Here is a 14365-nt window from a genome sequence, read left to right on the forward strand (position 1 = left end):
TCCCCCTATCGCTTAGCTACAATTACTTGCGACAATAATTCTTCTACTTTTTCCTTCTTACATAAATCAGCTGAAAATGCTGTTGCACTCCCTGTTGCAACGCCGTATTGAAATGCCTTTTCAATATCTTTTGTCTGTTCATATTTGCCTACAAACCCTGCAACAAGAGAATCCCCGGCCCCAACTGAATTAATTACAACACCTTTTGGAACAGTCGCTTCATATATACCTTCTGCCGTAAATAATAAAGCTCCCTCTCCAGCCATCGATACGATAACGTGTTTTACACCTTGTTCAATTAATTTTCTTCCATAAGGTAAAACGTCCTCTACTGTTGAAAGCTCCACTCCAAACAACTCACCAAGTTCATGGTGGTTTGGCTTAATTAAAAATGGCTTATTTTTAATTACATGTTGCAGTGCACTTCCACTTGCATCTACTACTACACGAATACCTTTTTCAGCTCCAAACGCAGCAATTGATTCGTAAAAGGTACTTGGAATAGAAACTGGTACACTCCCAGCAAGTACAACACAATCTCCAGGTTGCATACTCTCAATTTTTTTCATTAACTGTTCGAACTGCTCTTTTGTTACAATAGGACCTTGGCCATTTAATTCTGTTTCTTCTTCCCCTTTTATTTTCACATTAATGCGAGTATCTTCATCTACTTGGACGAAGTTTGTTGTTACACCTTCCGTCTGTAATACCTCTTTAATAAATTGACCAGTAAATCCACCAGTAAATCCAAGTGCTATATTTTTAACACCTAAACGCTGAAGAACACGAGAAACATTAATTCCTTTTCCTCCAGGAAACTTCATATCTTTTTCCGCTCGATTTATTGTTCCTAAATCAAAGGAAGAAACTTGCACTACATAATCAATAGATGGGTTTAAAGTAACTGTATAGATCATTGTTTATCAGCCTCAATTACATTGGTTTGTTGTTTATATTTTTCTAAATCAATTTCTAAATGGTTTGTAATAATATTTGCATCTTCAACATTTGCAATTTTCGCAAACGCAACTTCTGAAAACTTACTTTCATCAATTAAGAAATATCCTTCGTTTGCTAATGTTAATGCCATTTGTTTTAAGAGCGCTTCTTCTGGATCTGGCGTTGTAAAGCCAAGCTGTTCATGTACACCATTTGCACCTAAAAAACATTTATCAAAACGATACTTCTGCATACTTTCCTGTGCCATAGCACCGATTAAAGCTTTCGTCCTACTCTTCATCATTCCGCCTAGTAAATACGCACGAATATTATTTTCAACTAAAGCTTCAATATGCATAAGTCCATTCGTAACGACAGTAACATCTTTATTTATTAAAAATGGAATCATTTCAAATGTTGTACTTCCTGCATCTAAATAAATACAATCACCTTGTTCAATAATGCTAGCCGCATACTTAGCAATTTGTTGTTTTATTTGAATGTTTTTGGATGATTTTTCGACCATCGTTGGTTCTTGCCCTTTTCCTGTTAAAACAGCGGCACCACCATGAACTCTTTTTAATAACCTTTGCTTTTCCAATTGTGCTAAATCACGGCGAATTGTCGACTCAGAGCTTTCTGTTCTTTCAACTAATTGCTGTAATTTTACAACTTTCTGTTCTTTTACAAGTTGCAATATCATTTGATGACGTTCAGGAGTTAACATTTTATTCACCTCTTCTTTGATTACAGTATAATGAAAACGGTCACAAAAATCAACCATAAACAATCAAAAATAACCAAAAACATCCACAAACATTTATAAACAGCAAAAAAAGAAACCTATTCGATCAAACAATCAAATAGATTTCTTTTCTAAATTCACTTATAAAGAAGCTTTATATATACTTAAAACATCATCTTTATTTAATTTTTTAAAGTTACCAAATTCACCATACGCCATCGCTTTATCCGCCATTAAATCAATTTCATTTTCTCCAATAGCGTAATCAGATAATGTTACTGGCGCCTCAATTGAAGTCCAAAATTGACGTAACGCCTGAATTCCTTCTAACGCAATTTCTCGATCAGTCTTTCCATCTGTTTCTACATTGAATACTCGAATAGCAAACTGTTTAAAACGACTTACATTTCCCTCTACAACATGCTTCATCCAGTTCGGGAATAAAATCGCAAGGCCACCCCCGTGTGGTATATCATGAACAGCAGAAACTGCATGCTCAATATTATGAGTCGCCCAATCTCCTTTTACTCCCATTGCTAAAATGCCGTTTAACGCCATAGTACCACAATATAAAATAGTTTCTCTATGCTCATAATTTTCTAAATCACTTAAAAGCTTAGGAGCTGTCTCAATTACTGTTTTTAAAACAGCTTCACAATAACGATCTTGTAGTTCTGTATTCGTTCCATGATGGAAATATTGTTCTAATACGTGCGACATAATATCTACCATACCGTAAATTGTTTGATCTTTCGGTACAGAAGTAGTATGAACTGGATCTAAAATCGAAAACTGCGGGAAAGTAACCGGGCTACCCCATCCATACTTTTCATTCGTTTCCCAGTTTGTAATTACCGAGCCTGCATTCATTTCAGATCCTGTTGCTGCAAGAGTAAGTACAGTACCAAATGGTAATGCCTCATTAGCAAATGTTTTTTTCGTTACAATATCCCATACATCTCCATCGTACTTACTACCAGCTGCAATTGCCTTCGTACAGTCGATTACACTTCCTCCACCAACTGCTAAAATAAATTCAACACCATTCTCTTTACAAATTTGAATCCCTTTCTTTACAGTTGATACACGTGGATTCGGTTCAACACCTGTTAATTCAAATACTTCTGCATTAATATCCTTTAAAATAGAAATTACATTATCATAAATACCGTTTCTTTTAATGCTGCCTCCCCCGTATACGAGAAGAACTTTTTTACCGAACTGTGGAATTTCAGTTTTTAACTGTTCTAATTGACCTTTACCGAAAATAAGTTTCGTTGGATTACGAAATACAAAATTTTGCATATTTCTTTACCATCCCTTCTATATGAAAAGCAACTATACTTTTGTATACCATATTTTTTTCATTTCACAAAAATATTTGCCTAATAAAAAAATCCCAGCCTACAGGCTGAGATTTTTTTATTGGTAATAAGGTGAGATCATTAAGTAAACAATAACACCAGATAAACTTACATATAACCAAATCGGCATCGTCCAACGTACAATTTTACGGTGACGTGTTAATTGATTTGTAAAACCAAATACAAGCGCAAACAATGCAAGTGGTACGATAATTGCTGCTAGGATAATATGTGTAATTAAAATGATGAAATACACATATTTAATGAATCCTTCTCCGCCAAAATGTGTTGCCGGTGCTAAGTAATGATACGATAAATACGACACACAAAATAGTAAAGTTGTCGTAAATGCTGCAAGGATAAAACCACGATGCATTTTCACATTCTTTTTAATAATAGAGAATAACGCTGCTAATAAAAATACGAACGTAAAGCTATTAAAAATCGCGTTTAACATTGGTAAAATCGTTACATCAAAATGTACTTCTCCTTCATAGCCAACAGGTCCAAAGAACAAAAATAAAATAATCGCATTTACAATTACAGAAAGCGTTATCACAATAGGAGCATAGCTTTTCTGATTTGTTGATTGATCCACCAAAATGGTCACTCCCTCTTCCTTCAAGTATGTATACATAACCTCACTATTTTAACATATTATTCACAGTGTAAATGTGACAATAGTTTGACACAGCAAGACCAGACAAAGAAAAAAATCCTTCTTAATAAAACTTCTTAAGAAGGATTTTATCGCTTTATTATTCAAATAGCAATGCGATTAGTTTTTGTTAAAAAATGTATCGCTATATGCTTGAAAAATTTCAGACACTTGATATCCCATTAATGAAATTGCTGTTAATGAAAAGAAACCAATCATAAGAAATCGAAACCACATATAAATCTCCTCCTTGTATTTAGCTTAAAAAACGTTAGCTACCTTACAAGTTGAGTGGCACTCTTCATCATCACTTTCCTTTTTCCTTACAATTGCTGTAATAAATCGAATCATAAAGAAAACTACAAAAGGAAATTGTTCGTAATTCACATTGGCATAGTTTAGCAACGGCTCGCGCTGCACATCGAACGGAGATGAGAAGGAATAGAACATACCTTGCTCTTCCATATATACAATTACAATTTTCATGCAAAATACGATTCCTAGAAACGAAACAATATCTTGCCATTCTGTCGTATATAACAGGTTATACAGCTCTAATACGTACTCTTCCATCATCATCCCCCCTTCCTTTTTTACCATTTTGCTCGCCTTCGTATAAAAAGTCAAGAAAAAAGTTTATATCCACTATGACAATAGTAATTACTTGTTTCTATGATTATATATGATTCTTTTATAGCAATGACTGGGTGTAACTCTCTTCGAAAATAAGAAAATTAGAATCGAACAGATTCCTCATTCTTACTTTTAGGATTCAAAACTGTGCTATTTTTATTTCTATTAAAAATAAAATAAGAAAGTATGATAAGAACTGTAACAAACATTGTTAAAAGTGCTTGTGAACGTAAAGTATCAATTGCGAACATCGCAACTAAAACTGCTATAATAGCAGCAATTGTAACATACGTTACATACGGAAAAAGCCACATTTTCACTTTCAAATTTTGTTGTTCTACTTTCCCCATTTTTTTACGCATCTTTAAATGCGAAACTGCAATAACGAGATAAACTAGTAACGCAATCCCGCCAGATGCATTCACTAAAAACAAAAAGACTTTATCTGGAGAAATGTAACTAAACACAACTCCAATATAAGCGAAGAAAGTTCCAAATAAAACCGCTCGAACGGGAACACCACTACTGTTCAATTTTAAAAATGACTTTGGAGCATCTCCTCTTTCTGCCATTGAAAAAAGCATTCTTGAATTTGTATATAAGCCTGAATTTAAGCAAGAAAGTACAGCTGTTAAAACGATAAAATTCATAATTTGTGCTGCCGCTGGTATTCCTATATGTTCAAGTACAGCTACAAATGGACTTTTTAATATGTTTGCTGAATTCCATGGCAGTAGCGTAACAACTACCGCTATAGACCCAATAAAAAATACAAGAATACGCCAAATCACACTGTTTGTTGCTGTTTTTACTGCTTTTACAGGTTCTGCAGATTCACCAGCCGCTACTGCTACAATCTCTGATCCCATAAATGAAAATATAACAACAGTAATTCCAAGCAGGACCGAACTTATACCGTTTGGCATAAATCCACCTTGTCCAATTAAATTCGAAGTGCCGGGTGCTTCTGTTCCTGGAACAAATCCTAAAATAACAGCAAGACCTAGACAAAGGAACAAAACAATACTTATTACTTTAATAAAAGAAAACCAATATTCAAACTCTCCAAATGATTTCACCGAAAAAACGTTCGTCAGCGTTAATAAAATTGTTAATATTAAACTTAATAACCAAAGCGGTATTTGTGGAATCCAATATTGGATAATACCAGCACCTGCTGTGGCTTCTATTGCAATAACAATTACCCAAAAAAACCAGTATAACCAGCCTATTGTATAACCCGCCCAAGGACCAATCGCTTCTCTTGCATACGTTGCAAATGAACCACTTGTCGGATTAACAGCTGCCATTTCTCCTAGCATTCTCATGACGAAAATGACTAGAAGTCCTGCTAATGCATATGAAACGATAGAACCTGGTCCTGCCGAATGTACAACTGCACCACTTCCAACAAACAAACCAGCCCCTATTACGCCGCCAATTGAAATCATTGTAATGTGGCGTATTTTGAGGTCTTTCTTTAGATTTTTATCCAAATCTTGTACATCCCCTTCCAAACTAAATTTTGAAACTTATGTAAGAGTACTGTGCGAAAGATTTTGTTCTATACGTTAAAATATATCAAAATATTCTGAATTTAACAATTACAATTCAACCTTCTTCAAAAATTATTACATTAGGTTTAATACTTTCCCATACACAATTGTTGAGAAAATTATAGTCCCTTTACAAAAGAAAGAATTTTCAGATATTATTAAATAAACAAGATTATACATCTAGACAACTTTTTGTATAGGAGTGTTGATATGTTAAACAAGTTCAAATTTTTTTGTTGTATTTTAGTAATGTTCTTACTTCTACCGCTATCCCCTTTCCAAGCACAAGCAGCAAACAATTTAGGTTCAAAATTACTCGTTGGATATTGGCATAACTTTGATAACGGTACTGGCATTATTAAATTAAAAGACGTTTCACCAAAATGGGATGTAATCAATGTATCTTTTGGTGAAACTGGTGGTGATCGTTCCACTGTTGAATTTTCTCCTGTGTATGGTACAGATGCAGACTTCAAATCAGATATTTCTTATTTAAAAAGTAAAGGAAAGAAAGTAGTTCTTTCAATAGGTGGACAAAATGGAGTCGTTTTACTTCCTGACAATGCCGCTAAGGATCGTTTTATTAATTCCATACAGTCTCTAATCGATAAATACGGTTTTGATGGAATAGATATTGACCTTGAATCAGGTATTTACTTAAACGGAAATGATACTAATTTCAAAAATCCAACTACTCCCCAAATCGTAAATCTTATATCAGCTATTCGAACAATCTCAGATCATTATGGTCCAGATTTTCTATTAAGCATGGCTCCTGAAACAGCTTATGTTCAAGGCGGTTATAGCGCATATGGAAGCATATGGGGTGCATATTTACCAATTATTTACGGAGTGAAAGATAAACTAACATACATTCATGTTCAACACTACAACGCTGGTAGCGGGATTGGAATGGACGGTAATAACTACAATCAAGGTACTGCAGACTACGAGGTCGCTATGGCAGATATGCTCTTACATGGTTTTCCTGTAGGTGGTAATGCAAATAACATTTTCCCAGCTCTTCGTTCAGATCAAGTCATGATTGGGCTTCCAGCAGCACCAGCGGCAGCTCCAAGTGGTGGATACATTTCGCCAACTGAAATGAAAAAAGCTTTAAATTATATCATTAAAGGAGTTCCGTTCGGAGGAAAGTATAAACTTTCTAACCAGAGTGGCTATCCTGCATTCCGCGGCCTAATGTCTTGGTCTATTAATTGGGATGCAAAAAACAACTTCGAATTCTCAAATAACTATAGAACATATTTTGATGGTCTTTCCTTGCAAAAATAACAAAGTAAAACTATAATTAGCCCCCATCAATCGGACATTTATGGGCAATCAATGCAGGATAAAAACAACAATAGGACCCTTTATAGGTCCTATTGTTGTTTTTTATTTATGAAAATTACTTTGTCACATCTAAAGTTTTAAGAAACTGTTTTCCATCGCCCAACATCGCACGTTCCTCCGAATCATATTGTTAAATATTCTAGTCACTCTTTTGCTTCAACACAAAAACTGAAAGTTCAGGTACACTACAAAATCTAACAGGCATCCTAGTAGTCCCAATACCACGATTTACATATAAATATAACTGCTTACTCTTCCCCTCCACTTCATACATACCTTCAACATAACTCTCAGCTAGTTTGGTAGTAATTAACGGACCTACAAAAGGGATTTGGACTTGTCCCCCGTGACTATGTCCTGACAGTTGAAGATCAACTGGGTAACGATTTATTTTGGTTACAACATCCGGCTCATGTACTAATAACATGTTGAAATCATTTTGTTTCAAGTTTTTTAAAGTTGAATCTATTTTCGGCTTCCCTAATAGAAAATCATCCAAACCTGATATTGTAATATATTTGCCGTTTTCCACTTTAATTTTCTGCACTTCATTTACTAATACAGAAAAACCAGCTTCCTCGATATATTTTTTGTAAAATAAACTACCGCCCCCGCCCCTATCATGATTCCCAAACACAGCATATTTCCCTAAGGGAGCATAAATTTTCTGCAAAATAGCCTTCGCTCCCTCTCTTTCTGCACTATAAGAACCAAATTTATCTATTAAATCTCCGGTAAAAACTACTATATCTGGATGTAATTCATTCATCTTCTCCACCAAATGTTCAAGTTGCTTCAATGTAAACTCTGGCCCTAAATGTACATCTGAAAACTGTAATATTTTTTTATTATTAAATTCTTTAGGAATTGCAGAAGCTTCTATTTCATTCCATGTAACTGTTACTAGTTTTCGTTCTATTTCTGTCGCATAATAATACAAACTTACTAGTATCATTAATATACTTATAAAACTAATAATAAATATCTTTACGATTGATTTTTTTCGTTCTTTTTTTACATGATTCGTATTCATGTTTTCACCTCTAGAAACACTTTAAATCCTTATTGTTACATTAATGTGACAACATGAACAATGTTATTAATATGTAATTTCCTCCCTATTCACTTTGACAATTTTATACAGAAGTCATACCATATTTTTATAATACATATATTTTCGAATCTTTTTCTATTCATTCCATCATTTTATTACGGAGGGGTTATTCATGTCTGTATTTACACCAGAAGAAATTACGGAACTTGCTGCGAATTCCGGAAGGAAAAAAGCTCATTTATCATTACTCCCTATGCTAATTCTCGGTTTTTTTGGCGGTGCTTTTATCGCATTAGGGTATTTACTCGATATTCATGTTATTGGAACAATGCCAAAATATTGGGGATCATTTACTAGTTTTCTAGGCGCTGCTGTATTCCCTATCGGTCTTATTCTCGTTATTCTTGCAGGCGGTGAACTAGTAACTGGTAACATGATGACAGTTTCTATGGCTTGGCTTCAAAAGAAAATTACTTTATTTCATTTCATACGAAATTTAGTTATTGTTACGTTTAGCAATTTCATAGGGGCTGTATTTGTAGCCTACTTTTTCGGCCATATCGTTGGCTTAACTGAAGGAGCTTTTTTAGCGAAAACTATTTCTATCGCTCAAGCGAAACTACAAGATACACCATTGCAAGCATTTATTTCTGCAATCGGATGTAATTGGCTCGTTTGTTTAGCTGTTTGGCTCAGTATGGGAAGTAAAGAATTTATCGGAAAGATTATCGGTATTTGGTTCCCAGTTATGACTTTTGTTGCGATTGGATTTCAACACGTTGTAGCAAATATGTTTGTCATCCCAGCCGCAATTTTTGCCGGTCATTTCACTTGGGCTGAATATTTTCCAAACTTTATTTTTGTTTTCTTTGGAAATTTAGTAGGAGGTATGTTATTTGTAGCACTACCTTACTTCATATCTTATAATAAGAAACTATCTTCTTATCAAGAGAAGACTGAAATGAAGAACAAATCTCTGTCGGCTTAAATAGAATGTCTATAAAGAACCCTAAAAATATTACAAATTTCATTTTTTTTGCGAATATATGTACGTACACTTGTTCTCGAATGTTTTATACGTTATAATAACAACTTAAATAGCATTATTTACATATGAGGTGAAAAACATGAACAAAACAGAATTAATTAAAAACGTAGCACAAAATGCTGAGATTTCTCAAAAAGAAGCTACTGTAGTTGTACAAACTGTAGTAGAATCAATCACTAACACTTTAGCTGCTGGTGAAAAAGTACAACTTATCGGATTCGGTACATTCGAAGTTCGCGAAAGAGCTGCTCGTACAGGCCGTAACCCACAAACTGGTGAAGAAATGCAAATCGCAGCTTCTAAAGTACCTGCTTTCAAAGCTGGTAAAGAACTAAAAGAAGCTGTAAAATAATGAAAAATATCCTTCTCATTTATGAGAAGGATATTTTTTCATAACATAATTAATAAAAATCTGACCATTATGCTGTTTCTTTTGTTCTTTTATGCAAATAAAATCTTTACTTTCAAAAAAAGGTTTTGCGGTAATGCTCGCCTCTGTATATATCTCCCTATGTCCCAAGTTCACTGCTTCTTTTTCTAACTTCTGTAGTATGTATGAAGCGACTCTTTTCCCTTGATAATCTTTATGCGTAAATAAACGATCTACGTAACGATCATCGTTATAATCCCCAAACCCCACAATCATACCTTTATGATCCGCTACATAGCTAATATTCTTTTCTAAAGACTGTAACCAATTTTCTCTATCTAGTCGCTCCGGTGCCCACGCCTGTAGCTGTAACTCATTATAATCTTTTGCATTAACCGTATGAACTGTTTCATAGAACAATTGTAATACTTGATCTAAATCTTTTTTCTGGAATGTTCTAATTATAATATCTTTTAACATATATAAGTCTCCTTACCAAACTACCTCTTAACTTTTCTACTACATACGATTCTATATTTCTGCTTTATTATATCGTTTTAATTTCTATACGAACAAAAAAACAATACTTATTCAAGTATTGTTTTTTAATTCTATTCAATTACTTAATGTAGCTTTTTAAGGTTTTAATTTAACTCTTTGTAATCGTAATGCATTTAATACAACGGATACAGAACTAAATGCCATCGCTGCTCCAGCAACCCAAGGGGCTAAGAAACCTAATGCCGCAATTGGAATTCCTAACGCGTTATAAGCTAATGCCCAGAATAAATTTTGTTTAATATTTCTTATCGTCATTTTACTCATAAATATCGCATCAGCAATACTATTTAAGTCACCGCGGATTAACGTTATATCCGCTGCTTCCATCGCTACATCCGTTCCCGTTCCAATTGCCATACCAATGTTCGCTGTAGCAAGAGCAGGAGCATCATTTATCCCGTCTCCAACCATCGCTACTTTCTTACCATTTGCTTGCAGTTTTTTCACTTCTTCTGCTTTTCCTTCTGGCAATACTTCTGCAATTACGTGATCAATACCAACTTGCTTTGCAATTGCCTGAGCAGTTTGTGTATTATCTCCTGTAATCATCACAACGTCTAGACCCATTTTTTTCAGTCTTGCGATAGCTGCTTTTGAAGTATCTTTCACAGTATCTGCAACGGCAACTATACCAGCATATTCTTTATCGATTGCAATAAGCATTGCTGTTTTTCCTTCTCGTTCTAGCGCTTCCATTGATTTAGAAACTTCTTCAATATCAATATTGAATTTCTTCATTAATCGACGTGTACCAATTAATAAGTGTTTTCCTTCTACAACTGATTCGATACCAAATCCCGGAATCGCTTCAAACGTTTCTGAACTCGGGATATCAATTTTCTTTTCTTTACTTCCTTCTACAATCGCTTCTGCAAGCGGATGTTCAGAATTTCTTTCTGCTGCCCCTACTAATCTAAGCAGTTCATTTTCATTGAATCCATCTGCTACAATTACATCTGTTAATACCGGCTTCCCATTTGTCACTGTACCCGTTTTATCTAGAATAACCGTATCTAATCGGTGCGTTGCTTCTAAATGCTCTCCACCTTTAAATAAAATACCATACTCAGCCGATCTTCCTGATCCTGCCATAATAGATGTAGGCGTTGCAAGACCTAATGCACATGGACAAGCAATAACAAGTACTGCTATCATTTTCTCAAGTGCTCCGCCAAAATCACCAGGTGTAACAAATATCATCCATACTGCAAATGTGATAATCGCAATCACAACTACAACCGGTACGAAAATACCTGAAATTTGATCTGCTACCCTTTGAATAGGAGCTTTTGAACCTTGTGCCTCTTCTACTACTTTAATAATTTGAGCTAATGCAGTATCTCTTCCTACCTTAGTTGCTTTCACTTTTAAAAATCCATTTTTATTTATTGTCGAACCTATTACTACATCCCCAATTGACTTATCAACAGGAATACTTTCACCCGTTAACATCGATTCATCAATTGCTGACTTTCCTTCTACAATCTCACCATCTACTGGTATTTTTTCACCAGGCTTTACATAGACGATATCACCAGTTACTACTTCTTCAATCAAAATTTTTATTTCTGTTCCATCTCGCACAACTGTAGCTGTCTTCGCTTGTAAACCCATCAATTTTTTAATTGCTTCTGATGAGCGCCCTTTTGCTTTCGCTTCAAATAATTTACCTAAAATAATTAATGTAATAAGTACCGCACTCGTTTCAAAATATAAATCTGTCATATGTTCCGAAGAACCAATAGATTGAATACTTAAATATACACTATAGAAGTACGCGGCCGACGTTCCAAGCGCCACGAGAACATCCATATTAGCACTTTTATTGCGTAACGCTTTATAAGCCCCAACATAAAACTGTCCACCAATGATAAATTGAACAGGAGTTGCAAGTGCTAGTTGCACCCAAGGGTTCATTAACATATCCGGTAAATAAATAAATGACGTAAATGAGAAATGACTAACCATTGCCCACAATAATGGGAAAGATAAAATAAACGAAATAATAAACTTCTTCTTTTGTCTTTCAATTTCTTGTAATCGATGATCAGTTGATGCATCTTGATCATCTGGTTTCACTTCTAATTTATATCCTAGCTTCGTAATCGCGCTCTTCATTTCATTTACATTAACTTCATCAGGGTTAAAGTCTACTGTGGCTGATTCTAAAGCAAAATTTACTGTCGCCTTGTTCACACCATCTAACTTATTTAAACGCTTTTCAACTCTATTTGCACATGCTGCACATGTCATTCCTGAAACAGTAAATTCAGCTTTATCACTTACAATTCCATATCCTAATGATTCAACTTTTTCTTTAAATTGTTGCGGATTTGTTTTAGTTGGATCGTACATTATTTTTGTTTTTTCAAGCGCAAAATTTACATTTGCCTCATGAACACCTTCTACTTTTTTTAGACCTTTTTCAATTCTATTTGCACATGCCGCACATGTCATTCCTGATATTTGAAGATTGGCCTCTTTTTTTTCATTCATGTCTCTCACCTCTATATACCCTTATGAGGTATAATGATTAGCAAAATAAATCGTACTTCATTTAAAGTACGATTTATTTTCATATCTAAAAATAATTATTGAACATCGTATCCTTGATCTTCGATTACAGCAACGATATCTTTTAATGTGACAGCAGACGAGTCGATAGTAACTTCAACAGTTCCTTCTGCTAATTGAACCTTCACTTGTTCAACACCGTTTAGCTCTTTCACACTGCTTTCGATAGCATTTACACAATGTCCACAAGACATACCTTCAACCTGTAATGTTAACTGTTCCATTTAAAATCCTCCTCTTGTTTATTCATTGTTTGTTAATCACAATTATATCTTACCATACCCCCCTAAGGTAATCAATGGTTTTGTATCATGATTTTTCAATTATTTTCTAAAAGTTTATTTTACACACACTTTTTCACTACAATACACCCAAATCCAATATGAGGGTAAACAAAAAAACAAGCCAGTTAAATACTAGCTTGTTTTTACGCTTTTGAAAAACGTTCAAATACTGTCATTAATTCTTCAATTGCTTCGTCACCATTTCCATTTTTAATAGCTCCTGAAACACAATGACTCGTATGATTTTTGAGAACGCCCATTCCTACTTTTTTCATCGCTGCATTAATCGCTGAAATTTGCACTAAAATATCTACGCAATAACGATCATTTTCAATCATGTTTTGAATACCGCGGACCTGTCCTTCAATTCTCTTTAATCTATTTATAATCTGTTCTTTTTCTTTTTCTGATCTATGTGTTACTGCTTCATGCTCTTTATGATCCATATTATCACCTTCTTAAAGTTTCTCTTCATCCAATAAAACAATTGTTTTTTATGAGTATATCAATTATAGCATTAAATATCTACGCATGATACCCCATAAGAGTATATTTACACTTTATGATTATTCTTAACAACGCATTAGCTTCTTAATCTCAATTTTCAGTATACCCTTTCCTTTTTGTCAAAAAATCATTATATCTCTCATCAAAATTCAATAAAGTGAAACAAGAATAAGCGGGGATTACCCGCCCCCGCTTATTCTTCGTCTATAATGTTTTAATTTAAATTTTCAGATATTTAACCCGAGAATTTTTTCTTTCCATATATAATTATTGCTGATCACATACTTTTGTATCATTCACTACTGAAGTTCCTTCAACGGTTACCGTATGAAAACAGTCATTTACTCGAACTGTCACAACATTATCTTGCCGATCAATGATATGATATTCATTAAAATTTTTATTTAGAGCACTGCGAATTTGTTCTCCTTCATAAATTGGAATGCCATGTGATAGAACCCAAATAAGTCCAGCGATAGCAAGAATTGTTTTCATACGATCTACCTCCTTGGGAATATAGTGAACTTTTCATCCATGCTTTTTCAGCTCTACGAATCCTGATTGTAATAAACCAAGCCTTTTGGAAATAAGTTCATTTCGTCTATTTTATGTTTATGCTAATTGTGACCGAATTGTGACAACTTTTTGTCTCTTTAGACGAAAAGTTGAAACAAAACTTTCGAAAAGGACAATTCTACACATTAAAAAAGGTTATGGAA

Annotated in this window: 15 protein-coding genes; 3 read left to right on the forward strand and 12 right to left on the reverse strand. The window is 34.2% G+C overall.

Features of this window, described 5'->3' with window-relative positions:
- Window positions 1–5: 5 nt before the first annotated feature.
- The 6 genes from pfkB to gabP form a co-directional block, all read right to left on the reverse strand.
- The gene (pfkB, locus tag C3Y97_RS18790) at window positions 6–917 is read right to left on the reverse strand and encodes a 1-phosphofructokinase (RefSeq protein ID WP_000640859.1); all 912 of its coding nucleotides are present in this window, start codon (window positions 915–917) and stop codon (window positions 6–8) included.
- Complete coding sequence (locus C3Y97_RS18795; protein ID WP_098213149.1) at window positions 914–1666, reverse strand: DeoR/GlpR family DNA-binding transcription regulator; 753 nt, start codon at window positions 1664–1666, stop codon at window positions 914–916. The genes pfkB and C3Y97_RS18795 overlap by 4 nt, the downstream gene beginning before the upstream one ends.
- A gap of 159 nt (window positions 1667–1825) precedes the next feature.
- Window positions 1826–2989, reverse strand: coding sequence for an iron-containing alcohol dehydrogenase (locus tag C3Y97_RS18800; RefSeq protein ID WP_001179093.1), 1164 nt, complete (start codon window positions 2987–2989; stop codon window positions 1826–1828).
- A 117-nt stretch (window positions 2990–3106) separates the two neighbouring features.
- Window positions 3107–3649 (reverse strand): DUF420 domain-containing protein, encoded by a 543-nt coding sequence (locus C3Y97_RS18805; protein WP_000228315.1) that lies wholly within the window; start codon window positions 3647–3649, stop codon window positions 3107–3109.
- Between the two features lie 318 nt (window positions 3650–3967).
- The gene (locus C3Y97_RS18810) at window positions 3968–4306 is read right to left on the reverse strand and encodes a hypothetical protein (protein WP_121868051.1); all 339 of its coding nucleotides are present in this window, start codon (window positions 4304–4306) and stop codon (window positions 3968–3970) included.
- 134 nt (window positions 4307–4440) lie between these two features.
- A complete protein-coding gene (gabP, locus tag C3Y97_RS18815; protein WP_000360113.1) occupies window positions 4441–5835 on the reverse strand; it encodes a GABA permease in 1395 nt (464 codons plus the stop codon).
- Between the two features lie 270 nt (window positions 5836–6105).
- Between gabP and C3Y97_RS18825 the strand changes: the two genes are divergently transcribed.
- Complete coding sequence (locus C3Y97_RS18825) at window positions 6106–7188, forward strand: chitinase (RefSeq protein WP_000932436.1); 1083 nt, start codon at window positions 6106–6108, stop codon at window positions 7186–7188.
- 199 nt (window positions 7189–7387) lie between these two features.
- Here the strand turns inward: C3Y97_RS18825 and C3Y97_RS18830 are convergent, their stop codons facing one another.
- Window positions 7388–8281, reverse strand: coding sequence for a metallophosphoesterase (locus C3Y97_RS18830; RefSeq protein WP_001095335.1), 894 nt, complete (start codon window positions 8279–8281; stop codon window positions 7388–7390).
- A 193-nt stretch (window positions 8282–8474) separates the two neighbouring features.
- On the opposite strand from C3Y97_RS18830, the gene C3Y97_RS18835 reads away from it, so the two are divergent.
- Together C3Y97_RS18835 and C3Y97_RS18840 are read left to right on the forward strand one after the other, a co-directional pair.
- Window positions 8475–9290 carry a formate/nitrite transporter family protein gene (locus C3Y97_RS18835; RefSeq protein WP_000110545.1) on the forward strand — a complete coding sequence of 272 codons (816 nt, stop codon included), beginning with the start codon at window positions 8475–8477 and terminating at the stop codon, window positions 9288–9290.
- 139 nt (window positions 9291–9429) lie between these two features.
- Entirely contained in the window at window positions 9430–9702 is a 273-nt protein-coding gene (locus C3Y97_RS18840; RefSeq protein WP_001043904.1) for an HU family DNA-binding protein, read from the forward strand.
- A gap of 15 nt (window positions 9703–9717) precedes the next feature.
- On the opposite strand, the gene C3Y97_RS18845 is transcribed toward C3Y97_RS18840, so the two are convergent.
- From C3Y97_RS18845 to C3Y97_RS18865, 5 genes are all read right to left on the reverse strand, one after another.
- Window positions 9718–10200 carry a GNAT family N-acetyltransferase gene (locus tag C3Y97_RS18845; protein ID WP_000910167.1) on the reverse strand — a complete coding sequence of 161 codons (483 nt, stop codon included), beginning with the start codon at window positions 10198–10200 and terminating at the stop codon, window positions 9718–9720.
- 156 nt (window positions 10201–10356) lie between these two features.
- Complete coding sequence (locus C3Y97_RS18850) at window positions 10357–12777, reverse strand: heavy metal translocating P-type ATPase (RefSeq protein ID WP_001003181.1); 2421 nt, start codon at window positions 12775–12777, stop codon at window positions 10357–10359.
- A gap of 95 nt (window positions 12778–12872) precedes the next feature.
- Window positions 12873–13079, reverse strand: a complete 207-nt coding sequence (gene copZ, locus C3Y97_RS18855; protein WP_000436973.1) for a copper chaperone CopZ — start codon at window positions 13077–13079, stop codon at window positions 12873–12875.
- Window positions 13080–13282: 203 nt separating this feature from the next.
- Complete coding sequence (locus tag C3Y97_RS18860) at window positions 13283–13585, reverse strand: metal-sensing transcriptional repressor (protein ID WP_000349637.1); 303 nt, start codon at window positions 13583–13585, stop codon at window positions 13283–13285.
- Window positions 13586–13913: 328 nt separating this feature from the next.
- Entirely contained in the window at window positions 13914–14141 is a 228-nt protein-coding gene (locus C3Y97_RS18865; RefSeq protein WP_000849103.1) for a hypothetical protein, read from the reverse strand.
- Between the last annotated feature and the right edge of the window lie 224 nt (window positions 14142–14365).

Source organism: Bacillus sp. DU-106, from assembly GCF_004799705.1.
Lineage (GTDB): Bacteria > Bacillota > Bacilli > Bacillales > Bacillaceae_G > Bacillus_A > Bacillus_A cereus.